Source organism: Opitutaceae bacterium (genome assembly GCA_041395105.1).
In the GTDB taxonomy this organism is placed as follows: Bacteria; Verrucomicrobiota; Verrucomicrobiia; order Opitutales; family Opitutaceae; genus B12-G4.
The window spans coordinates 671944-696124 of the sequence record JAWLBB010000001.1; the positions used below are offsets into that span (position 1 = coordinate 671944).

At 61.2% G+C, this 24181-nt stretch carries 20 protein-coding genes; 16 read left to right on the forward strand and 4 right to left on the reverse strand.

What is annotated here, in order from left to right; genetic code table 11:
- The first annotated feature begins 210 nt into the window (after positions 1–210).
- The 12 genes from R3F07_02615 (at position 211) to R3F07_02670 (ending at position 15022) form a co-directional block, all read left to right on the forward strand.
- Complete coding sequence (locus R3F07_02615) at positions 211–1284, forward strand: Gfo/Idh/MocA family oxidoreductase (protein MEZ5275258.1); 1074 nt, start codon at positions 211–213, stop codon at positions 1282–1284.
- 156 nt (positions 1285–1440) lie between these two features.
- The gene (locus R3F07_02620; GenBank protein ID MEZ5275259.1) at positions 1441–2553 is read left to right on the forward strand and encodes a Gfo/Idh/MocA family oxidoreductase; all 1113 of its coding nucleotides are present in this window, start codon (positions 1441–1443) and stop codon (positions 2551–2553) included.
- A 76-nt stretch (positions 2554–2629) separates the two neighbouring features.
- Entirely contained in the window at positions 2630–3169 is a 540-nt protein-coding gene (locus R3F07_02625; GenBank protein ID MEZ5275260.1) for a hypothetical protein, read from the forward strand.
- Positions 3166–4818 (forward strand): GxGYxYP family putative glycoside hydrolase, encoded by a 1653-nt coding sequence (locus tag R3F07_02630; GenBank protein MEZ5275261.1) that lies wholly within the window; start codon positions 3166–3168, stop codon positions 4816–4818. The genes R3F07_02625 and R3F07_02630 overlap by 4 nt, the downstream gene beginning before the upstream one ends.
- Before the next feature lie 111 nt (positions 4819–4929).
- Positions 4930–5970, forward strand: a complete 1041-nt coding sequence (locus tag R3F07_02635; GenBank protein ID MEZ5275262.1) for an SAM-dependent methyltransferase — start codon at positions 4930–4932, stop codon at positions 5968–5970.
- Between the two features lie 251 nt (positions 5971–6221).
- Entirely contained in the window at positions 6222–7004 is a 783-nt protein-coding gene (locus R3F07_02640; protein ID MEZ5275263.1) for an RNA methyltransferase, read from the forward strand.
- Positions 6997–8382, forward strand: coding sequence for a sigma-54 dependent transcriptional regulator (locus R3F07_02645; GenBank protein ID MEZ5275264.1), 1386 nt, complete (start codon positions 6997–6999; stop codon positions 8380–8382). Before R3F07_02640 ends, R3F07_02645 begins: the two co-directional genes overlap by 8 nt.
- Before the next feature lie 343 nt (positions 8383–8725).
- Positions 8726–9187: a hypothetical protein gene (locus tag R3F07_02650; GenBank protein MEZ5275265.1), complete on the forward strand. Its 462-nt coding sequence runs from the start codon at positions 8726–8728 to the stop codon at positions 9185–9187.
- Between the two features lie 188 nt (positions 9188–9375).
- Positions 9376–9813, forward strand: a complete 438-nt coding sequence (locus R3F07_02655) for a hypothetical protein (protein ID MEZ5275266.1) — start codon at positions 9376–9378, stop codon at positions 9811–9813.
- Positions 9814–9996: 183 nt separating this feature from the next.
- Positions 9997–11292, forward strand: a complete 1296-nt coding sequence (locus R3F07_02660; GenBank protein MEZ5275267.1) for a hypothetical protein — start codon at positions 9997–9999, stop codon at positions 11290–11292.
- Positions 11293–11337: 45 nt separating this feature from the next.
- The gene (locus tag R3F07_02665; GenBank protein ID MEZ5275268.1) at positions 11338–12768 is read left to right on the forward strand and encodes a HAMP domain-containing sensor histidine kinase; all 1431 of its coding nucleotides are present in this window, start codon (positions 11338–11340) and stop codon (positions 12766–12768) included.
- Positions 12769–12802: 34 nt separating this feature from the next.
- On the forward strand, positions 12803–15022 hold the full coding sequence (locus R3F07_02670) for a PQQ-binding-like beta-propeller repeat protein (GenBank protein ID MEZ5275269.1): 2220 nt from the start codon (positions 12803–12805) through the stop codon (positions 15020–15022).
- A 141-nt stretch (positions 15023–15163) separates the two neighbouring features.
- Here the strand turns inward: R3F07_02670 and R3F07_02675 are convergent, their stop codons facing one another.
- A complete protein-coding gene (locus R3F07_02675) occupies positions 15164–16906 on the reverse strand; it encodes an Rne/Rng family ribonuclease (protein MEZ5275270.1) in 1743 nt (580 codons plus the stop codon).
- A gap of 108 nt (positions 16907–17014) precedes the next feature.
- On the reverse strand, positions 17015–18241 hold the full coding sequence (gene rodA, locus R3F07_02680; protein ID MEZ5275271.1) for a rod shape-determining protein RodA: 1227 nt from the start codon (positions 18239–18241) through the stop codon (positions 17015–17017).
- A gap of 340 nt (positions 18242–18581) precedes the next feature.
- Between rodA and rny the strand changes: the two genes are divergently transcribed.
- Positions 18582–20165, forward strand: coding sequence for a ribonuclease Y (gene rny, locus R3F07_02685; GenBank protein ID MEZ5275272.1), 1584 nt, complete (start codon positions 18582–18584; stop codon positions 20163–20165).
- Between the two features lie 128 nt (positions 20166–20293).
- A complete protein-coding gene (gene queF / locus R3F07_02690) occupies positions 20294–20641 on the forward strand; it encodes a preQ(1) synthase (protein MEZ5275273.1) in 348 nt (115 codons plus the stop codon).
- Between the two features lie 92 nt (positions 20642–20733).
- On the opposite strand, the gene hisN is transcribed toward queF, so the two are convergent.
- Positions 20734–21498, reverse strand: coding sequence for a histidinol-phosphatase (gene hisN, locus R3F07_02695; GenBank protein MEZ5275274.1), 765 nt, complete (start codon positions 21496–21498; stop codon positions 20734–20736).
- A gap of 142 nt (positions 21499–21640) precedes the next feature.
- Here hisN and R3F07_02700 point away from each other — a divergent pair, with 142 nt between their 5' ends.
- Positions 21641–22306 (forward strand): 3'-5' exonuclease, encoded by a 666-nt coding sequence (locus tag R3F07_02700; GenBank protein MEZ5275275.1) that lies wholly within the window; start codon positions 21641–21643, stop codon positions 22304–22306.
- Between the two features lie 113 nt (positions 22307–22419).
- Positions 22420–23286 carry an SMP-30/gluconolactonase/LRE family protein gene (locus R3F07_02705; protein MEZ5275276.1) on the forward strand — a complete coding sequence of 289 codons (867 nt, stop codon included), beginning with the start codon at positions 22420–22422 and terminating at the stop codon, positions 23284–23286.
- Positions 23287–23493: 207 nt separating this feature from the next.
- Here R3F07_02705 and R3F07_02710 read toward each other — a convergent pair whose 3' ends face one another.
- On the reverse strand, positions 23494–24144 hold the full coding sequence (locus R3F07_02710) for an HAD-IA family hydrolase (protein ID MEZ5275277.1): 651 nt from the start codon (positions 24142–24144) through the stop codon (positions 23494–23496).
- Positions 24145–24181 lie beyond the last annotated feature (37 nt).

Genomic DNA, 24181 nt, shown 5'->3' on the forward strand with positions numbered 1-24181 from the left:
TGTATCGGGGACTCCTCGAGAGCTCCCGGGCGGCCTGCACGGAAGATGTCCGGCATGGGAATCGAACGGCGGTGTCAGATTGAGGCAGGGAGGGGCTTGATCTTCGCGAAGGAACGGCATGAGATGGTTCCGATGACCGGCACCGCCGGGCGAGGGTTTGCCGTTCCGGGCGATCAGGCGGCTCAAGTCAGGCCACGCCGGTTTCCCATCATGAAAAAGTGGACGTTCGTCGGCATCAATTTCGATCACATGCACATCGGGGACCTGCTTCGTCTGGTCCGCGAACACCCGGAGGCGGAAATCGCCGGGGTCTGCGATGAAGATCCCGTCCGGATGGGCGGGGTCATTGAGAAACTCGGGATTCCGCCCGACCGGGTCTTCACCGACTACCGGGCCTGCCTGGAAAAAGCCAGACCGGATGTGGCCATCCTCTGTCCCGCGACCGGACTGCATGCGGACTGGACGGAAAAGGTGGCGCCCTTCGGCTGCCATGTTCTGGTTGAGAAACCCTTTGCCGCGACATTGGAGGAAGCCGATCGGATGATTGCCGCTCTGCGGGCGACCGGCCGGCGCCTGGCCATCAATTGGCCGCTGCGCTGGTATCCCTCTCACATGACCACCCATCGGTTGATCGTTGAAGGCGTGATTGGCGAGGTTGAGGAAGTGCACTACTACGATGGCAACCGCGGACCGCTCTTTCACCGTGAGGACAAGGAGGCGCGCCTGCCCACGCCGGAAGAAAAGCGTTCCACCTGGTGGTACCGCAAGGAAACCGGAGGCGGATCCCTCATGGATTATCTGGGCTACGGGGTGACGCTCGGGACATGGTTTCATGGCAATCGGAAACCGATCGAAGTGACCACGACGGTCGACCGCCCCGAGGGAGTCGAGGTCGATGAACACAGCATCACGGTGGCGCGCTACGCCTGCGGACTCTCCAAGTTTGAGACCCGTTGGGGCACCTTCTCCGATCCCTGGGTCCTGCAACCCCAACCCAAGTGCGGCTTCGTCATCAAGGGCACCGCCGGCACGATCAGCAGCTACGACTACGACCGGACGGTCCGGGTGCAGACCAACGCCCATCCGGAGGGCGAAGATGTGCCGGTTGACCGGATCGAGCCGCCGATGCAGAATCCCATCCAGTACCTGATCCATTGCCTGAAAACCGGGCATCCGGTCGAGGGGCCGCTTTCCCCGGAAATATGCCGGATCGGCCAGCAGATCGTCGACTCGGCCGCCCGGAGCGCCGCCGAGAAGCGGACGGTCCCGCTGATCGACCGCTGATCCCCACACCTGTGAGCAAGGAGATTGGAAGCCGAGTTGTAGCCGCGGCAGTCTCTTGCCGCGAATCGCCGTCGATACGCCTCGAGCGACTGAAGCGACTACACCGTGAGGACGAACGAATCGAAAACAGCCGGTTCTGACCGCTGACCTGTACTTATGTGCAAGACACAAGACGACGGCTATGACTTCACCCGCGAAGGCGAATCCGGCGCCATGCAGGCCCCCGTCCTGGACTACCGTCCGTCCGTCCCGAAAGCCTACCGGCCTGCCATCGGCCTGATCGGCTGCGGCGGCATCACCGAACAGCACCTCCGGGCGTATCAACAATATGGATATAGAGTGGCGGCCTTCTGCGACCTTGACCTGTCGCGGGCTCAAGCCCGGCGCGATGCCTTTTATCCGGATGCGGTGGCCACGGTCGATCCCGATGAGGTTCTCAGGCATCCGGAGATCGAAGTGGTCGATATCGCGACCCATCCGTCGGTCCGTCTCGGGCTGATCGAGAAGGCCCTCCTCGCGGGCCGCCATGTCCTCAGTCAGAAGCCATTTGTCCTCGACCTGGCCGACGGGGCACGCCTGGCCGACCTGGCCGAATCGAGGAGGCTCAAGCTGGCCGTCAACCAGAACGGCCGTTGGGCCCCGCACTTCAGCTATATCCGCGAGGCCGTCCGGGCGGGGGTGATCGGCGACCTTTCCTGCGTGGACTGCGCGGTCCATTGGGACCACAACTGGACTGCCGGGACTCCGTTTGACGATATCCACCATCTCATCCTTTACGATTTCTCCATCCACTGGTTCGACTTCATCCAGACCCTCTTCGGGGAGGTCCGGGCGGAGAAGGTCTTTGCCTCTGTGGCCCACTCCCGCCGTCAGCGGTCGGTGCCACCACTCATGGCCCAGGTCGTCATGGACTTCCCGGGGGCCCAGGCGGTGGCCGTCTTCAACGGCAATTGTCTGCAGGGCGCGTCGGATCGGACCCTGGTCTGTGGAACCCGGGGGACCCTGATCAGTGATGGTCCCGGCCTGATGGAGCAGGCAGTGACCCTGGTCACCGAGGCCGGGCGGGCGTCGCCGGAGCTGGAAGGGCATTGGTTCCCTGACGGGATGGGCGGCACGATGGGTGAGCTGCTTTGCGCAATCGAGGAGGATCGGGAACCCGCTCATTCGGCCCGCAACAACCTGAAAAGCCTGGAACTCGCTTTCGCCGCCATCGCCAGCGCCGACCGCGGTGAACCGGTCCGGGTGGGAACGGTGAGAGCCCTGAAGTAACCATCCGGTTACCGGCGAACGTTTCCGGAGCGTTCCGGTTGGCCATTTCCCTGTGAATCGTTATCAGTTCCTTTCCATGACGAGAAACTCAATGGCCGGGTTGGTGCTTGGCTTTCTGATTCTGCCGATCGGGCTCCTTGCGGCGGATCCCGGGTTCAACGGGCGCTGGCGCCTGGATACCGCCCGGAGCACGGCTCTGGATGGATGGACCGCGATGGACCTGGTCGTTTCGCTGGAGGGGGACGAAGTCGTCCTGGCGCATGATATGCGCTGGCGGTCCACCCGGGTGGAGGCGGTCAACCGGGTCAACACCGCCCACCCGGTCGAACTGCGGGATTTCTTCAGGATCGAGCAGCGGCATATGGCCGTCTATCGACCAAAGGAAAGCCTCACACCGGTGACCGCAACCTGGCTCGACGATGGCCGGACCCTGCGGGTCGAAGCGATGACCGAGGTCGAGGTTTCCCAGGGAACAACGCACATCCGGATATACTCCGAGTATCGCCTGCAGGAGGGGAATGAAACACTGACCCTGATCGAGCTTCATTCCACCCGGGATCGTCCCCTCGTTTACGTCTTCAAGAAACTTGCCCCCGACGACACTTCACGGCCATGAGCATCCGCCATCTGTCATCTTCATTGTTGATTCTCGTTTCGACCCTCGGGGCGGGTCAGTCGGTGGCGACGCCGGCCGAATCTCCGGGTCGTGAAGCCTGGGTCATGCGTTTCGATCTCGACTGGGCGGTGGCGGGAGGACTCCCGGAGAAGGCCCTGCTGGTCAGTCTGCAGGGCCTGGCCAACCGGGATCGGCCCAATCTCTATATTGTCCATCCGCCGGATTTCCAGTGGGAGATCACCGAGCCACTCTACGAGTTTTATCAGCGCAAGCACGGCGTGGCCTTTATCGAGATCCCGAATGCGGACGAGGCCCTGCTGCAGTTCAAGTCGGCCGCCAGGGGTTACGTCGTCTGGGACACCGGGGTCGGGGCCAGCCTGAATGTCGCCTTCACCATCGCGGGTCTGGAGGATGCGGTCGTGGTCACGGAGGCACTCATTCCCCTGGTGGAGAAACACGGACTCAAGCGGGTCGATGATCTCCGCGGCCGCTACACCGGAATGACCGATGCGGCCATTTATGCCGATGCCATCGAGCGTTACTGGAGCCGGTGCAGTCGCGACAAGATCATGCTGATGGGCGGGCACCGCGGTCGGGTCATGCAGCCCGCCATGGCCGACTGGGGAATCCGGGAAAGGATGTTCTTCCACGATCTTTCGGCGGATCCGGAAGAGGCCGATGAGCTGGCCCTCAACCGCCGTCTGCTCGGGGATCTCGATCCGATGTCGATTGTCTTCGGCTGGCATCCCTACGGCAAGGACACCGAGGAACAGTCGACCACGCTCCTGTCTTCCTATGGCCTGAAGATGGAGGGACTCCACAACCTGCCGAACCTGAGCTTCAATTGCCAGTTCACCTTCACCCCGGGATTCAAATTCACCAATAACCACAGCGTCGACCGTGATGCCGTCCTCCAGGCGGAGGAAAAGATCTACCTTTCGTTTGTTCAATCCGACAGCATCGGGATCGGGGTCTGGACCAAGCCCGGGCGTGGCAAGATTCCCTTTGCCTGGCAGGTCACCATGAACTGGACGGATTTCTCACCGGCGGCCCTGGAGTATTTCCATGAATCCGCGACTCCGAATGACTACTTCATCGGCGGATTGTCGGGTCCGGGCTATATGTATCCCAATCACATCCCGCCGGAGATTTTCCCCAAGTTGATGGCCCAGGCCCGCGATAAGATGGCCCTGCTTGACGAGCGGGTCATGGAGATCATGGACAATTCGGCGGCGGACGGAAACCTCGGCAATGCGGATCTTCCCAAGGAGACGGTGGACCGCTACTATGAGGCTTTTCCCGATGTCCTGGGCTTCATCAATGGCTATGGTCCGGCCCGAACCCGGGATCTGCGGGACACCCGACCCTTGATCTCCTATGACTACTATATCGATCCGCGGCGTCCACGTGAGGAAGTGGCGGCCGATCTGAATGAGTTGATCGCTCTGAACAGGGTGCGCCCCTATTTCCTTCTCGTGCATGTGCGGGAGTCGAATGATGTGAACAGTCTGGTTGAAATCATCGACCAACTGCACGGACCGACCGAGGTCGTTCCGCTCGACCGATTCCTCAAGCTGGCTGCGAGTCGGAAGACCTACCAGACCCGCTATCAGCAACCCGACGACCCGAAGCATTTCAAGGGCTATTGAGCCGGGCGAACCACGAGCATTGAGTTGTAGCCACGGCAGTCTCTTGACGTGTTATGGATGGAAATGCGCCCCAAGAGACTGGGGCGCCTACACCAGACCTCCGCCATCTCCATGCACCTCCATACCTGCCAGCCCGGCTACGAGGCCGCCCTCGTAGATGAATTTGATGGGCTCGGCATTCGGGTTGCGTCGAATGGCCCGGGATGGGTTCTGACCGAAGGTGATTCGCTTCCGGCCGAGCTCGTCTTCCGGCACAGGACGCTGGTGGATGCGGTTGAGATCGCCGGAGGATCGGTCAATGCGCTGGCCGGTGGCCTCGCGGACTGGTTTCTCGAGTCCTGCCGGAACGAGCGCTTTGAGGGGCCCTGGCCCCTGGTCATGGATGCGGCTGGCGATGAGAAGGGGTTGCGTCGGCGGGCCACTTCGGTCGGCAGGCAATTGCTCTCCCTGATCCGCCGCAAGACCTCCCGGGTGGCCCGTCTGGCGATCGAAGGTTCGGGGACGGCGGGTGGACGTGGTCTCCATGCCTTCTTCATCGACTTCGACCGTATCCGGGCAGCCCGCGAGGTGATTGCGGGCGGGCAGCGCCGGATGGCGGACGACCCGGATGCCCCGTCCCGCTCCTACCTCAAGGTCGAGGAGGCCTACGGCATCCTGGGCGAATCACCGCAGACCGAACAGGTCGTGGTCGATCTGGGCGCGGCACCTGGCGGCTGGAGTTTCAGCGCCGCGCAGCGGGGCGCCCGGGTCATCGCGGTGGACAACGGCCCGCTCAAGGCCGGGGCGGCCGATCATCCCCGGATCACCCACCGGCGGGAGGATGCCTTTGGCTTCGAGGTGAACGGCGACCCGGTCGACTGGCTTTTCTGTGATCTGGTCGAGGATCCGTATCATGTGCTGGAGGACATCCTCGAGCGCTGGGTCAAACAACGTTGGTGCCGTGCGTTCGTGGTCAATCTGAAGTGCGGACGAACCGATGTGTCCCACCTGTTGGCCCGCCTGAAGGCTCCGACCGGAATCCTGGCTGAAGGATGTGAAACGCTGCGCGTCCGGCACCTCTTCCATGATCGGGACGAAATCACCCTGGTGGGTCGGGTGAAGGATGGAGGGAAAAAGGAAGAACACGAAGAACGGAAGAAGGTGGGAAGTTGAATCCGATGTTGGTGTAGCAACACCGCTGCGTCGGCGTTTCCGAAAGCAGGCAGAACACTTCGACACAGCGAAGTGGCTGCATTGGACCGGAATTGCGGCAACTCCACTGTGCGGCGTTCCCGGGGGACAGGACCGACACGCTTCAGCCTCCCGGATTTCTGTACTTCCGTCTCCGTTGGGATGCCTGTAGTCTGGTTCCTCATGGCATCTTCCCTCTGTGAACCGGCCTTTCTCGCGACCTGCTTTGCTTCATGAACAGAAAACTCGAAGTAGCCGTCTGCGGATACAAGTCGGTGGCAGCCGTGTTTGCGCGTCATCCGGAGAGCGTCCTGCGCTTTTTCTACCTGGAGTCCGCTGCCAAGCAGGCCGGGCCGTTCTGCCGCGAGCTGGCCCGGGCGCGCAAACCCTACCGGATGGTGCCCGCGGATGAGTTGGAGCGGATCGGGGGAACCGGGCATCATGGGGGGCTTGTCGCGATCACGGCCCGGTCGATTCCCGCACGGGTGGAACCCGAGGATCTCGACGTCTGGGCGCGCGTGGGCAAACCGGTTCTGGTCCTCGATCGGGTTTCCAATCATCACAACCTCGGTGCGCTTGTGCGGTCGGCCGCCTTTTTCGGCATTCAGCATGTCGTCCTGGGCGAACACCGCGACCAGGCCATGCCCGGCGAATCGACCTATCGAGTGGCGGAAGGAGGGATGGAATATGTCACCTTCTATCTTTCGAGGAACCTGCCGGTGGTCCTCGAGGCGGCACGGTCGAAATTCCTGACCGTCGCCACGGTGGTCCGGGGCCGGTCTTCGAGCCCGGGAGCCGTCCCTCGGCGGCGGGGTCGACCCTGGATGCTGGTCCTTGGCAATGAAGAGACCGGGATCAGCCATGCGGTCACCGCCGCCTGCGAGTTTCACGTTTCCATCCCGGGTTCCGGACAGATTGAATCCCTGAATGTCTCTGCCACCGGCGCGATCATGATGGCCTGGGCCAGCATGCCGGCGGAGTCCGAGGCAGCGCATCGGAGCATAGGTCATGGCTGAGCGAAAACCATTCGCCTCCCTCAGTCTCCTCGTGATCGAGGATGAGCCCCTCTGGCGACGCCGGTGTGCGGCCTTCCTCGAATCCGAGGGGGCGGATGTGACGGCAGTGGGCACGGTCGGTGAGGCACGCAACGCGCTCGCATCCCTGGATTTCGACGGAGTCCTTCTTGATGTGAACCTGCCGGACGGGCTGGGCACCGATCTGCTTCGGGAAGGAGCCATCCCTCCCAGTGCCGTCGCCCTTGTCATGACCGCCGAAGGGGGGGTTGCCGGTGCGGTCGAGGCCATCCGCCTGGGCGCCTCGGATTATCTGACCAAGCCGTTTGATCTGGAGGAAGTGCCGGTCCGCTTCCTCAGGGCCCGCCGCGAACGGCGGGCGGCCCGGGCCGATGAACACAAGCGGGAGCAGGCGCTGGTCGAATCGGGTTTTTATTTCGGGCAAAGCCTCCGGCCGGTCGAGTCCATGATTGAGAAGATCGTGGCGGCGGACCGGCGTTTGAGCCGTTTTCTCGCTCCGGTCCTGATCGAGGGGGAAACCGGAACGGGCAAGAGCACCCTGGCGCGGCTGATTCACAATCGCGGGCCGCGGAGCAAGGGTCCGCTGATCGAGGTCAATTGTTCGGCCCTGCCCGAAAGCCTGGCGGAGTCCGAACTCTTTGGTCACGAACGCGGCGCATTCACCGATGCCAAGGAAGCCCGCATCGGGCTGATGGAGGCGGCCGATGGAGGATCACTGTTCCTTGATGAATTGCCGAGCCTGTCCGCCTCTCTTCAAGCCAAGATCCTGACCGCAATCGAGGATCATGCCATTCGGCGGGTCGGCAGCAACCGGACGGTCGAAGTCGATGTCCGGATTATCGCCGCAACAAATCTCGACCTGCGGAAGGCGGTGGCCGAAGGGTCGTTTCGAGAGGATCTCTTTCATCGCCTGGATCTGTTCCGGCTGCGGATTCCGCCCCTGCGGGAAAGGGGAGCGGAGATCGTGGAACTGGCCCGCCAATTGATCGAACGGATGGCGAAGCAATACGGCCTGCCGGTTCCGGGCCTCACCCCGGTGGGGGCGCAGAGATTGATGGACTTTCCCTGGCCCGGTAACGTCCGTGAACTTTCCCATGAAGTGGAACGGGCACTCGTTTTCGAGGACGCGGGTGACCTCGAATTCGCATCTTTGCAGAAGACGGGCGCCGCGGCTGGAAATTCCCCGGGCTGGCTGAATGGGGATTTCGTTTTTCCGGAAAGCGGTTTTGATCTCGAAGTCGCCATCAATCTCCTGGTCGAACGCGCCCTGAAGCAGAGCGATGGAAACATCTCGGCCGCCGCCCGTCTGCTCGGGGTTTCCCGTGATTATGTCCGGTATCGGTTGAAGGCCAAGGGGTAGGGGGCGGGGTGTCGAACCTTCTCTCTCGAGTAGGAGAGGCTTTACGCCTCGATCCAACGAATCAGGGACGAATGATCGAGGCGTAAAGCCTCTCCTGCAAGAGAACTGAGTTTCGGCAATTCTCTGCGGATCAGCTTTGCGTTCCGCCCTTCCGACGATTGGGGAATATTCCCCACCCAAACCCTGGATTTGGATGATTTCACCCGATTCCGACCTGGAATATTTATCGCCTCTGTTTCTTAACATATTCATAATCATGTAATTGAAAATTCCTCTTCCCTTTGGCATGCCCTGTGCAGTGAGAAAGGCAGATCCACTTATGGATTGGAAAGGAGAGACGAGGATGAAAAACACAATCAAGGCAATCGGACTGAGCACAGTGGTTGGGATCGCGATGCCGCTTTTCGGAGAGGGGCAGGGTGGCAATGGAACCCAGACCCAGACCCAGGAGCAGGTCCAGACCCAGACTCAGGTTCAGCTGCAGAACACAACTCCGGAAGAGATCCAGCAGCGCACTCAGGAGCGGATGTTGACGCAGGCCGGCACCCAGGCGGGCGACCTCATGCAGCTCCGTCTCCGGTATCGTGAGCAGACCATGCTTCTGCTGAAGGAGCGCGAGCAGCTGATCCAGCAGTACCGGAATGCCTCGGAAGAGGAACAGGCGCAGATTCGCGAACGCCTCAGAACCCAGCAACAGGCGATCGCTGAGGCGCATCGGGAAATGCGGGCGCAGATCCGCCAGCAGGTCAGGGAAATCCGCGCTCAGCACCAAGAGCAGAACCGGAATCAGAACCAGGGAGGATGAAGCCCCGCAGGTAAACCCGGGACGGGTGGGATCCAGGTCTCATCCGTCTCTTCCCGGGCACAGGTTTCAACAGCCCTGACCAAGACCATTTCAACAATTCACGATGCCTCCGGTCGTTGACCACGCAGGCGCCGACCGGGAGGCATCATCTCCAGCCAAAAACAGAAAACAAAAAGTACACCATGAACATGAAACGAAATAGACTCGTCACCGCCCTGCTATCCATCGCCGCCCTTGGCCTGACCTCGGTTGGCCTGCAGGCCCAGGACGCCACTGTCGATATGACCCAGCTCCGCGAACGCCTCCAGATGGGCAAGACGATGGAGCGCCCCGAGCTGACTCCGGAATTGCAGGCTCTGGTGGACCAGTTCCGTGCCACCCGTGCCGAGATGATCGCCGCCTATCGGGAAAACCGAGCCGAGACCAAGGCCCTTATCGACGAACTTCGGGCCAAGTGCGCGAGTGAGGGGTGGACGGAAGAGCAAAAGGCGGAATTCCGCGCGCAGTTGAAGACACTCGTCGAAACCCACCAGGGCGAGGTCCGCGCGTTTCGTCACCAGCTCCGCGATGAAATGCGGGCCATCCGCGAGCAGATCCGTGAACAGCAGGGCACGGTTGAGGGTTGAGCAACTGGTGAATTCTTTGGGCTCGGTCGCGTCAGCGGCCCGAGCCTCGAGGGGCAGGGTGGGTTCCCGAGGCGGAGCCCACCCTGATTGGTTTCCTCTCCCGCCTTTTCTCCGTTTGAAGACGAAACATTTCAACCATTTGAGCGTCTTGAGAACAAGGACGATTGGGCCGATTGTTCAGACATGTTGAATCCCGAAACAGAACCGAGGCATGCGACCCGACCATCGGGCTTCCGGTCGGCAGTTCTGCTGGGTGCCCTGCTGGGTGGCGGACTGTTGACGGCCGATGAAACCGGGAAGACCAGGGTCTTGTCCGAGTGGTCCGACCTGAAGGGGGTTGAGGGTTTCGAGGATCTGGAAGGGATTGAGGACCCCATGGCCATCAATGATCTCGAGAGCATCGAGGACCTTGAGCAATTGGATCGGTTGATCGGCCTTGATGGTCTCGATCTGGAAATCCCGACCTGGGAACATGAGATCACCCTTTTCGGTTCACTCGGATACAAGGACAATATCCTTCTGCAACCGACCGATCCGGAGGCGAGCGGGTTCTTTCGTTCGGAGGTGGAGTTCTTCCTCTGGCAGCTGCCCACCGGAAGCACGGAATTTTCCGTCATGTTCGACGCCACCGATGTGCGCTACTTTTCCGCGGATGAGACTGATGGCGAACAGATGGCCTTTCTCCACGGGAACTGGAGCTGGTTGACCGCCAGGTGGTCCAAGCTTTCGGCGGTCGGCCAGTTGATCTATCAGGATCAGGTTCTCGATATGTCGGCCAATGAGCTGGAGCCGTTTATCGGCCAGGTTCAGGTCTTCAGCGGCTCACTCGATCCCGAATGGGAGTTGAGCGTGACCCGCAATCTGAATCTTTCTGTTTCCGGACTGGTGCGGGCGGACCGGTTTCGTGAGGGTCCCGACGATTTTGATGACCTCGGCTTCCGGGTCGGGGCCGGTTACCAACTCGCCCGCTGGGCGGACCTGGAGGTGCGCTTCACCGCTCTGACCCGCGACTACGCGACCCGCGTCCAGTACACGGCCGGAGGTCGGCCGCTTCTCGGCACCCGATTGTCGATCGATCAACGCGATGCGGAAGTGCGCCTTCAATTGGGCTCAGGATCGGATGGGGGGTGGAAACTGCGGACCAAATTCGGTCATCTGCAGTATCGGGACAATGGATCGGGCTACTTCGACTACGACCGCGCCACCCTCGGCCTGGAACTGGGCTGGTCGCCCGGACCTTGGGTGTTTACCCTCCGCGGTGACTACCATCGCTATGATTACCTTTCCCAGACTGTCTGGACGGGTGAATTGGAAAACCGCCTCAAGGAGGATCTCTACGGCTCGGTCCGATTGGAACGGAGTCTGTCCGAATCGCTCCGCTGGCACCTGGAGGGTGAATGGGAGAACAGTTGGACGAATGACATCTACGGGGATTATCATGCTGTCGCCGCCTACTCGGGCGTGTCCTGGTCGTTTTGACGCAGGCCGCCGTAATCCGGAACCCACTCAATCGAGAATCGATCCATGGCCGCCCGTCTGACCACTCATCCCTCCCGAGGCCACGGCCTGCCCGTCCTCATGGTGGCGATGACCCTGATGATCTTCGGTGTGGTGGTCGCCGGGGTGACAGTCGGTCTGCGTCGCCAGATCCGCAATCAGATCCTCCACCGGGAAAGTGAGGCCCTCTATTCCGCCACCATGCTCCAGCGTGACCTCCTCGGAGAGAGTGGGAAATCAGCGGAGGTCGGGGGTGATGATTTTGGTCTCTTTCCCATCGTGCTGCGGACCTCACGGATGCGCGGAGTGGTGGCGGTCCGGGTGTTCGACGCCGGAGGGGGCTTCTTTGATTCGGTGCCGGTCGCGGTGGAGGATGAGGATCTGTCGCCTTCCATGGTTGACCGGATTGCCGCAACCGGTCCGGTCGCGGTCTTTCACGAGGACTTCGATCTGAATGCGCTCTTTCTCGAAGGATCCGCAGGAGAAGGACTTGCTGTATCCAAGGTGCCTTTACTCGAGGTGATCATACCCCTGGATCGGAGCGCTGACGACCTGCGCGCGGGATTGGCCCAGTACTGGATCGACGGGGTCTCGATCAAGGCCGAGTTTGACCGGCTGGACCGCAGTCTCGTCTGGCAGGCCGGTTTGGCCTTTGCCTCGGGAGCGGTTCTTTCCCTCGCGGGATTGGGGTGGGCTTTTTTTCGTCTGGAGCGGGCCAATCGGTTGCTCAAGCGCCGGACCTCCGAATTGGCCCGGGCCAACGCGGAGCTGCTGCTGGCCGCCAAGACGAGTGCGATCGGCTCGGTCACCTCACACCTCATCCACGGGTTGAAGAATCCCCTGGCGGGTCTTGAGAGCCTGGTCGTGCCAACTGGAAACGGGGCGGGCAGTGTTTCGGCGGAAAGCCTGCGGGAGGCGGTTGCCGCGGCCCGGCGCCTGCGTGGCATGGTCGATGAGGTGGTCACGATTCTCGGAGAGGAGAAGTCCACGGCTTATTACGAGCTCCAGGTCTCCGAGGTGCTCGAACTGGTCGCCAAACGGGTGCGGGCCCGGGCAGAGGGTAAGGGCGTGCGGTTCGAATACCGTGGCGGAGAGAAAGGAGTGCTCTCCAACCGGGAGGCAAATCTTGTCGGGCTGATTCTGGTCAACCTGATCGAAAATGCCATCGAGGCCTCGCAACCGGGAGGGCGGGTCACGCTCGAAGCCCTGGTCTACGACTGTGAGATCGAATTCCTGGTCGAGGATGAAGGGTCCGGACTTCCGGCGTCGGTGCGCGAGAATCTCTTTCAGCCGGTTCGGTCGACCAAGGAGGGTGGGAGCGGGATCGGCCTGGCCCTCAGTCATCAGCTGGCCGCGAGTCTCTGTGGCCGTCTTGAATGGGAGAAGGGTGTCGCGCCGATCGTCACCCGGTTCAAACTGGTTGTCCCGGTCGCGATCCATGCGGTCGTCAAGCACTGAGCATCGTATCGAAATGACGAGGTGCAACCGGCTGATGCGACTGTGGAAGGGATGGGCCCTGGGCCTTGGCCTTCTCCATCTCCTTCCCCTTGGTGCATGGGGACAGGTGGATGGAAGCCTGCGTTGGACCTACCAGTGGGTGACGGGAACCGTCTTTCTTTCCTCGCCGGCCCTGGCGCCGGATGGGACCGTTTATATCGGAACCGAATCCCCGAGCCCGACCCAATCGATGCTTTTCGCCCTCAATCCGGCGACCGGCACCCGGAAGTGGATGGTCAATCTGCCCGACTGGATCGACAGCAGTCCGGCGGTCGGGCCTGACGGGACCGTCTATGTTGGTTGCTGGGACGGAAAGCTCTATGCGGTGCGATCAAGCGGCTCGATCTCGTGGGCGTATCAGACAGACAACTACATCTACTCGTCTCCGGCGGTGGGTCTGGACGGAACCGTCTATGTGGGATCGGGCGACGGCGACCTTCACGCCATCAATCCGAACGGGACCCTGAAATGGGTCTTCCCGACGCAGGACTGGGTCGATTCCTCACCGGCGGTCGGAGCGGACGGGACGGTCTATGTGGGGTCGTGGGACAATTCGATCTATGCCATCGATTCGGACGGGGTGTTGAAATGGTCCCACGCTACCGGGGGGCCGGTCCTCAGCTCTCCGGCCATCGATGCGGCCGGCAACATCATGGTCGGCTCGGACGACGGGTCGCTCTACGCGCTCGAACCGTCGGGGGTGCTTCGCTGGACCTACCAGACCGGGGACTCGATCCAGTCCTCGCCGGCCATTGGTCCGGACGGGGCGGTTTTTTTCGGATCCTTCGACGGATATCTCTACGCGCTCAACCCCGAAGGGACCCTGCGCTGGCGTTACGCGATCGCCGGGAGTATTGCCTCGAGTCCGGCCGTGCGGGCCGATGGATCGGTGGTCTTCGGCGGGAGCGACGCCGCCATCACCTGCCTGAATCCGGACGGATCCCTTCGCTGGAGACATCTGACGGGCGACTGGGTCGATTCCTCACCGGCCATCGGCGATGACGGAACGATCTATGCGGGGTCCTTTGACAACTACGTGTATGCGCTTCATGGGGACCAGGCGCTGGCGGAGAGTTCGTGGCCGAAGTTTGGCCGCGACCAACCCAACCGGGCGGCCATCCCGGTCGGAACTCCGACGATCGTGGTGCAGCCCTTTTCGCTGGTGGTGGCACCGGGCGATCGGGTGGTTCTGCAGGTTGTGGCGTCGGACTGGCCGACCGCCACCTATGGCTGGACCTTTGAGGGGGCGGTGATCCCCGGTGCCGATGGTCCCGTTCTCGATCTGGGTGCAGCCGAAATGGCCGACGCGGGAACCTACCGGGTCAGGGTTTCCAACGCGGCCGGCGAAGGCTGGAGTGATCCCGCCGAGGTCCAGGTCCTCGAGGGGGTGGAGAGCCGCCTTTCCAATATCTCGACCCGGGGGAGTGTCATCGAGACCAGCCAGCGCATGTTTCCGGGATTTGTGATTCGGGGAACCGGCAGTCTTCCGACTTTGGTCCGTGGACTCGGTCCGACCCTGACCGATTTCGGGGTCAGTGGGTTCAATCCCGATCCCCTGCTTGACCTGGTCGGATCGACGGGAATCCTGCGTTCGAATCAACGTTGGGAGGATGCGCCCAATCTGGTTGAGCTCAAATGGGCGAGCGGAGCGGTGGGCGCCTATCCCCTGATTCCGGGAAGTCTGGATGCAGCCATTCTCATGAGCCTGACCGACGGCCTCTATACCGCCAAGGTTTCTGGAGCGGATGGTGCAGCGGGGATTTCCCTGGCCGAAGTCTACGGGGTGGCGGAACCTCTGGTGGAGGCAAGGCTGATGAATATCTCGACCCGGGGTCCGGTCGGCACAGGGGCCTCCGCCATGATCGCGGGATTCGTGATCGAGGGAACGGCCGCCCAGGGTGTCCTCATCCGGGGGGTGGGTCCGTCCCTGGCCGGTTTCGGAGTGACCGGTCTTCTCGAGAATCCCAGGATCATCCTTTTCCGGACGGTCAATGGCGCAAGCGTGCTCATCAATGAGAACGATGATTGGGAGGAGGCACCGAATCTGGATGCCCTCAACGAGGTCACCGGCGTGGTCGGTGCTTTTGCCTTCGAGCCCGGGACGGCTGATGCCGCCATTTTCACCGTCCTCCCGCCCGGCAACTACACGGCCGTCGTTCGTGGAGTGGACGATGGAGAGGGCGCCGGCCTGGTCGAAGTCTACCGTCTTCCCTGAAGTCCGGTGGATGGCCTGTCGGGCGGGCGCTCGCGCCGTGCCGCGCCGAAGGACCGGGAACGGCGCGGACCAAGGTCCGCGCCCTACCTGAAGCGCTGCCAAAGCCACCAATCCGAAGGCATCATCCACACCAGTCTCGCCTCAGCCGAGATCCTCGCCGGTTTCCGCGTTGAGGATCTTGTAATTCTCGACGTGGTAGGTCGGGTCGGCCCGGAAGGTGAGGTGGACGTTGTAGTTGCGTTCCAGACTGACCAGGAGGTCGGCGTCCTCGCTGCGCAGGCGTTCGATCACGTTGGGATGAACGAGGATGCGCAGGGAGAGCTCCTTCTCCGGATCCCGGGCCCGGATGCGGCGGACTTCGCTGGCCAGCTTGCGCTGGAGTTCGACGCTGATCGAGGTGGCGGATTTGACGATCCCCCGGCCTCGGCAATAGGGGCAGTCGGCATACAGACCGGATGAGACGCTCTCCTGCTGCCGTTGGCGGGTCATCTGCATGATACCCAGCGGCGAGATGGGCAGGATGTGGGTCTTTGCCTTGTCGTCCGCCATCGCCTCCTTCATCCGGCTGAGGATGGAGTTGCGGTGACGGCGCTGCTTCATGTCGATGAAATCGATGATGATGAGTCCGCCGATATTCCGCAGCCGGATCTGGCGGGCGATCTCGGTGGCTGCTTCGCAGTTGACCTGGAAAATGGTGTCCTTCTCGTCTCCGGAACGGGTCTTGTGGGCACCGGTATTGACGTCGATGGCGATGAGCGCCTCGGTCTCGTCGATGACGATCTGACCGCCGGAGGGCAGGTTGACGTGGCGGAGGAAGGTCTGCTCGATCTGGCGCTCGATGTTGAAGCGCTCGAAAATCGGGATGTTGTCCTTGTAGTAGGTGACCTTGTTCTTCGAACGGGAGGATATCTCCGAGACCAGCTCGACCATCCGCTGCTGGTCCTCCTTGTTGTCGATGAGGACTCGATCCACCTCCTCGGTCAGGAAGTCTCGCACGGTGCGCTCGACCAGGTCGGGCTCCTGGTAAAGGCAGGCGGGCGCCCTCTCAGTGTCCATCTTCCGCGAGATCTCGTCCCATTTCTTGAGAAGGATGTGGAGGTCGCGAACGAAGTAACGGGCCTTTTTGCCCTCGCCGGCGGTGCGGACGATGATTCCCATGCCCTCGGGAATGGTCAGGCTCTGGATGATCTTCTTGAGGCGGGCCCGTTCCTTGTTGTCTTCGATCTTGCGGGAGATACCGCATTGATCGGAGTAGGGCATCAGGACGATGAATCGTCCGGGCAGCGAAAGGTTGGTCGTGGTCCGGGGTCCTTTTGTGCCGATCGGTCCCTTGGTCACCTGGATGACGATCTCGGTTCCGACCGGGTAGGAACTCGGGATGTCCTTGATCGTGATCTTCTCGTTCTTGCGCTTCTGGGTCGATTTGTTCACCCGGACCACCTCGATGGAGGAGTCGGCGGCGGATGGAAGAATGTCCCAGTAATGGAGGAAGGCGTTCTTGGGCAGGCCGACATCAACGAAGGCGGCCTTCAGCCCGGGATCCAGGTTCTTGATCCGGCCCTTGTAGATGCCGCCGACGACCCGGTCGCCGCCGGAGGCGCGCTCGATATCGAACTTGTCGAGGATGCCGTCGACGAGCAGGCCGACCCGCTTCTCGAGCGGTTCGGAATTGATGATGAGTTCGCGGAATTCCTTCTTCTCCTTGCGGAGGGAGTCGACGAGTTTGGCGATGAGCGGCTTTTTTTTGGCCCGGTCGCGGGCGGCCTGTCTCAGCTTGCCATTATCGACTCGTACTTCCCGGTTTTCCCGTGGAGGTGATTTGAGTTCCTCGTCGTAGCGTTCGGCGTTGTCTTGATTGGTGTTGGGTGATCCCTGTTGTGTCATGGTCTGGCTGTTCCCTGGACATTGGGGAGGCCATTCGTCAGTGCGACGTGAGAGTCCTGGCCGAGCGCGCCGGGTGATCTGAAAGGGGATCTGAACGCAACGATGCGCTCAGAAATCCTTGCGGAACCGGTAAACACTCTGGACCAGACCCTGCAGGATGCAGCAACTGAGTAAGAATGAGCCTCCATAACTTAAGAAGGGAAGCGGCAGACCTGTTATGGGGATCAATCCAATTGTCATCGCGATATTCACGAAGACATGTACGGCAAAGATAACAGTTACTCCCAGAGCGAGTAGCATGCCGAAGCGATCGCGGGCCATCCCGGCAATACGGATACCGTTGCCGAGAATCAGACCGAAGAGGCCCAGAACAGTGACGCTTCCCAAAAAACCTTTTTCCTCCGCCAGCACGGAGAAAATAAAATCGTTGTGGGCAACCCCCCGGGGAAGGTAACCCAGTTTGGCTTGTGTGCCCTCTGTCCAGCCTTTGCCGCTCAGTCCGCCGGAACCGACGGAGATAAGCGACTGGCGCAGGTTCCAGCCGATCCCCATGGGTTCGATCTGGTCGGGCGCCACGAAGGACAGAATACGATTCCGCTGGTAATCGTGGAGAGGCAGAATGGAATGCGGCTCATAGGCCCCCTTGTCGTTGGTGTACGACAGGTTGTTCGTCTCCATGAACCGATTATAACTGTAGATGTCCACTGCGACCACGCTCAAAAGGAGCAGGAAAAGGGCGATGGCAGTGACAAAAAAACGTTTCGCCAGATTGGAGACGAAAAGGAGCGAGAAAATCATCGGGGGGAGCACGAGCGCCGATCCGAGATCGGGCTGAAGCAAGATCAAGAACATCGGAATGGAAACCGCAAGCGCCATTTTGCCAAGGACTTGAAGCGATTCTCGGATGGATCCGATCTCCGAACGGGCGAGGATGCTGGCGGCCATGATGAGGACCCCGAACTTGGCGGTTTCGACCGGCTGGAAGAGAAAAACACCGAGATCGATCCACCGCTGGGAGCCGCCTCGGGCCACCCCGAGTGGAGAGATCACGATGAGCAGCAGCAATACCGCCAGCGCCCATACCCAGTGGGAGTAGGTCAGGAAAATCTTGTAGTCCACCCGGGAGACGGCGAGGTAGGCGACCGCTCCCAGGCCGATCCAGATCAACTGGGAGACATACTGGGTCCGCCCGGTATACACCTGGGCGCTGTAAATAAAGAAGACCCCGATCACGCAGAGCAGGAGCATGGCCAGCGGGGTAATGGGATCGAACCGGCTGCGGGAAGCGAGTCGGACCAGGTCGGAAAAACGGTGCTGGCTCTGAGTGTTGGACAAAGGACGGTTTCAGGAAAACTGGACGGGAAACTGGGGCAACATAGGTGCTTCGGGGTCTGAAGCAAATCCAACTGTGGTCAAACAAACAGTGGCGTCCCATGCGGAAAGGATCCCAGCCGAACCCATGCAGTCGATCAGGTCGATTTGAGGCAACCTGTTGAGCGCATCGAACTTGCGTCACTCGCTCGAAGTACCTTCGGGTATTCCTCGGAATTCCTCAGCCCACTGCATCTCAGCATCTTGCCCCATCTCTCAACCTCCGGCTGCATGGTTCCGGCTCCGGGAGTCGGCCTTGGGAAAAAGTTGATCTCCGTCCTTCCGATACTCTATCTTGTGCCGTTTGAGTGCTGAACCGACACTGCACCTCTCCGTCTTGATCCTTGGCCAGCTGGGCACAGCCAGCCTGGTTCTGATTGGTGCAGGGCTGATCGGAGCAGTCGTCGGGTCCTTTCTGGCCTGGTACGGGTGCCGGGAATCCCGGAGGCGGGCGGAACGCACGGCCAGGGAAATTATCGAATCAGCCCGGAGAAAGGGTGCGCTGATCGCCGACGAATTCCGCAGCCAGGCCGAGATCGAGATCGAACGACGGAGGGCCGAATTGCGCAATGAGACCGAGCGGCAGGAGATGGAGATCGAAGCGGCTCTGGCGGAGATCCGGTCCCATGAGGAATCCATTGGGTCGCTTGATCACCAGCTGACCCTGCGCGAGCGGCAGCTCGAACAACAGAGTGCCGCCGTGGAGGAGGATCGTGAAGCTGTGGCCAAGATGTCGCGCGACCTGCGTCGGACGATGGAGAATCTCGCCAATCTCGATGTCAACGAGATCAAGGAGGGGCTTCGGGAGGAGGTCAGACGCGAGTGCGCCGACGAGCTGCATGAGCTTCGCCGGGACGTCCTCGAACGGTCGGAACGGGACCTTCAGCGGGAAGCCCGGGGAATCCTCATTTCTGCCATGCAGCGGCTGACCAGCAAGCCGACCAACGACATCACGGCCACCATCGTCCAGTTGCCCAACGATGACATGAAGGGGCGGATCATCGGCCGCGAGGGGCGCAATATCAAGTGCTTCGAGGCGGCCACAGGCACGACCCTGCTCATTGATGAATCTCCGCAGATGGTCCTCATTTCATCGTTTGACCCGGTCCGGCGTCAGGTCGCCAAGATCGCTCTTGAACGATTGATCGAGGATGGCCGGATCCACCCGGCCAGCATCGAAGAAGGTGTGCGGGAAGCGCATTCGGAGGTGGCCGGACTGGTTGAAGAGGCAGGCGAGGACGCGATACGGACGCTCAAACTCGCGTCGGTCCATCCGGAGGTCATCCAGCTCGTCGGCAAACTCAAGTTTCGCCACTCCTTCACCCAGAACGCCCTCGACCATTCGATCGAAGTGGCCCGTCTCTGTTCGCTTATTGCCTCGGAGTTGGGTCTGGACCCTGCCATCGCCAAACGAGCCGGACTTTTCCATGATCTCGGTAAGGCGATTGATGCGGAGTATGAAGGGAGCCACGCGCTGATCGGAGCGGAATTCCTCAAGCGGTTGGGAGAGGACCCCGTGGTGGTCAACGCCGTCGCCGCCCACCACGAGGAGGTCAAACCGGAATCACTCTACGCCGGGCTGGTCATTCTCGCCGACACCATTTCGGCCGTCCGTCCGGGGGCACGGGCTGAGCTGATGTCTTCCTATATCGAACGACTGGAGCGTCTGGAGAAACTGGCTCTCTCAATCGAAGGGGTTCAGGGCGCCTATGCCATCCAGGCGGGACGGGAGATCCGCGCGGTCGTCCATCCCACCACCGTAACGGATGAACAGGCCTCCGCCATCGCCCGGACCCTCCGGCGCAGGATTGAGGACGAACTCCAGTATCCCAGCACGATCAAGGTGACCGTCATCCGCGAACAGCGCTTCATCGAGACCGCCAAATAAGGGGCTGATCGAAGGGGTCATTGCTTGACTCTTGACAAACTCGGTCCCGAGTTTGTCAAGAGTCAAGCAATGACCCCTTTTTGGCCCTTTACGCTTTTCTTTCGTTCGCTCCGGGATATGAGAGAGGCATGAGTGATCGAGGCATCCTGGATACCTTTCCCAATCCTGCTCCCGGGCGCGACTATGTGATCGAACACACCTCGCCCGAGTTCACCTCCATGTGTCCGAAAACCGGGCAGCCGGATTTCGCGGAAATGACCGTGACCTATGTGGCGGACCAGCTCTGTGTCGAGTTGAAGGCTCTGAAGCTCTACTTCAATGCCTACCGCAATGAGGGGATATTCTATGAGGCGGTGACCAACCGGATTCTCGAGGATCTCGTGGCGGTGCTCCAGCCGCGCCGCCTGACTGTAACTTCCCGCTGGAAGCCGCGCGGCGGCCTGATCTCCACCATCACGGCGGACTACGTGAAATAGGGAACAAGGGGTCAGAACAAGGGGGTCATTGCTTGACTCTTGACAAAAGCGTCCCCGCTTTTGTCAAGAGTCAAGCAATGACCCCCTCGGCTTCAATTGAGCAGGCCGATCACTTCGGGGTGAAGGTCGGGGGAGGCGGCCACGATGGAACTCCCGGTCACGGGGTCTCCGCCCTGCCAGTCGGTGATGATCCCGCCTGCGCCCTCGATGACAGGGATGAGGGCGAGTTTGTCCCAATCGTTGACAATCGGGTCCAGCATGATGTCAGCGAAGCCCGCTGCGACCAGCAGGTATCCGTAGCAGTCTCCCCAGGTGCGGGCGAGGGAGATGGCGGAACAGAGACGGTCAAAGCCAGCCTCATCCTGGTGTCGTCCCACACTGAGGAAACTGGTCAGCAGGAGACTGGCCGAGGACAATGGGAGGCCCCGGCGGACCTTGACCGCCCGGCCGTTCAACGTCGTTGTGCTGCCGTTTCCGAGGCAAATCTGGCGGAGGATGGGCTGGTGAATGAGTCCAAGGATGGGCCGTCCCTGATGCAGGAGGGCGATCAGGGTGCCGAAAAGCGGACAACCGGTGATGAAGGACTTGGTGCCGTCGATCGGATCGATCACCCAGGTGTATTCGGCATCGGCGCGCTCCGCACCGAATTCCTCGCCGAGGATGCCGTGATCGGGAAACCGGCGGGCGATCCGTTCGCGGATAACACTCTCGGCATTGCGGTCCGCCTGTGTGACCGGGGTGGCGTCGGCCTTTGCGTCAACGGAGATGGAAGGGTTGCCGAAGAAGGGGCGGATGATCTCGCCTGCCGCCTCGGCCAATTCAATGGCAAATGATTGGAAGTCAGGAGTCGGGCTCACGGCGGATGTCGAGTTGGGAGGATGAAGGTCAGGGATTTGGAGAATCGTTCCGAATCTGCCTGGTTTCGGCGTGAGATCAATGCGGGAGAGCACTTGATCGAATTGCCTCGCGATGGGCGCCATGAGGGTTTGGATGGTGGGAATGGATTGGACGGCCGTGCCGGTGCACATGATTGATTTCGAGGGCTGCACCCGTTCCGGGATCGTGGAATACGGGGTGGTGACCCTCCACCGCGGGGAGATTGCGGCGATCGAGGGTCGGCTCTGCGCCTCGACCGGGCCGATCTGGTCGGAAGATACCCGGGTCCACGGCCTCCGGGACGAGGAACTGAGTGGTCTCGAGCCTTTTTCCTGCGAATGGGAACGTTTTGCCTGTCTGCGGGAAACCGGTGTCCTCGCCGCGCACTTTGCGGCGACGGAGCGACGTCTCTTGCGTGCCGTCTGGCCGTATCCGCGCACGTCTCCCGATTTCCTCAATACTGGCGAGCGGCGAACGGACTGGGGCCCGTGGATTGATACGGGGCGTCTCGTCATCGGTCTTCGCCCGGATCTGGCCAGGGCCGGTTTGGAGGAAGTCATCCATGCCCTGGGTCTCTTCGCCGAACTGGAGGCGCGGGGGCGGGAACTGTGCCCGAAGGGTCGGGCCCATTTTCATTGTGCGCTCTTTGACGCTCTGGCGGCCGCCCTGGTTCTGCGGACCCTGGGCGTTGACGGTTCGGGTCAGGCGCTCTCGCTCCAGAAGATGGTGGAAGAGAGCACGGCGGATGGAGAGAAACGGGAGGTACTGAGGCAGGGACGGCTCTTTTGAGACGGGGTCAGGCCGCTTTTTATCCATGGATTCGAATTCATAGATAAAAAGCGGCCTGACCCCGTCATCGTTTTCACTGGCCAACGTGCGTTGCCCTATTGGATGCTGAGAGCATGGAAAAGGCGCGGGTGGTTTTGGAATGTGGTGCGCGATTGGGGGAGGGTGCTCTCTGGGACGCGCGTGAGGACTGCCTCTGGTGGGTCGACATAACGGCGGGCCGGGTCCATCGCTTTGATCCCCGATCGGGCCTGAACCGGACCTGTGAGGTCGGACAGATGGTGGGGACCGTGGTCGTTCGCGAAGCCGGCGGGCTTCTCGTGGCGGTGGAAGAGGGCATCGCCACCCTGGACTTCGACACGGGTCGAATGGAGTTGGTCGCGCGGCCCGAGTCGGACAAGCCGACCAATCGTTTCAATGACGGCAAATGCGATCCGGGCGGTCGATTCTGGGCGGGAACCATGTCCAAGCAGTCTGAGCGCGCGGCCGGGTGCCTTTATTGCTATGATTCATCCGGCCAGATCCGGGCACTGGTTTCCGGGGTGACCTGTTCCAACGGGATCGCCTGGAGTCACGATCATCGGACGATGTATTATATTGATACGCCGGTCCGGGAAGTCTGGGCCTTCGACTATGACCTGACGACAGGCGGGATCGCCCATCGTCGCACGGTTGTCTCCGTGCCGCCGGAACTCGGTTTCCCGGACGGAATGACCATCGATGCGGAAGGAAAGCTCTGGGTCGCGCATTGGGGTGGATGGGCGGTCCATCGCTGGGACCCGGCAACCGGGGGCAGGCTGGATTCGATCGAGGTGCCGGTTGAGTGTGTGACCTCCTGCGCCTTCGGGGGGCCGGATCTGAAGACGCTCTACATCACGACTGCCGGTGGGGACAAGGCCGACCCGAAGCAACCCGCGGCCGGGCATCTTTTTGCCTTTGAGCCGGGAGTAGCGGGAGTGAAGTCGTTCCGGTTTGCCGGTTGAGTCAAGAGACGGGGTCAGGCCCGAATGGCACCAAGATAAGCAGATTCTTTGGCTCAGAACTGGCATTTCTTGTTGGTGTATTTGTCTGGTGTAGTTGCCCCAGTCTCTTGGGGCGTGTCAACGTGGATACGCGGCAAGAGACTGCCGCGGCTACATCTCGTGATCTCTCCTGAATACCCCTTACCTTATGCTATTCCGGCTGACCCCTTATGAGTCGAAATCGAATTCTTCGAGGGAGGAGATGACCCGGGTGGCCCCGGTGAAGTCCTGGGTCCGGGTGGTGGCGTTGGGGATGACGACACATTGGATGCCGGCGGCCCGGGCGGCGGTCAGGCCGTTGTGGGAATCCTCGAACACGGCGGCCCGTTCGGCCGGGATCCGCAGGGTATCGAGGACGGCGAGGTAGAGGTCGGGCCAGGGTTTGGCGCGGGCGACATCGTCGCGGCAGCGGATGAGGTCAAAGTGTTGAAACAGTTCCCGTTCCTTGAGGTGCCGGTCGACCCAGCTGTGGCTGGAACTGGAGGCGACCGCCGCCTTCATGCCCCGGGCTTTGGCCTCGAAGAGACGTTCAATCACCCCGGGAAGGACCGGCGACTGCTCGATCTGTTCGCGGTGGATCTGTTCGAAGCGCTCTTTCAGATCATCGGGTGGGAGGGGCGAACTGCCGTATTGAGAAAGGTCATGCCAGGGGTCAAAGGGATGATCGGCCCGACCGATCATTTCCTGGAAAATGTCGGCAGGAAACGGTCGTTGGCAGAGGGCGTAGGTTTCCCTCCATGCATCGAGGATGGCCGACTCGGTATCGATGATGAGCCCGTCAAAATCGAAGATGACGAGTTGGAGACGGGAAGAGGACATGGAGTAGATCTAGGTCTGAACGGAAGACTGGAGGGGA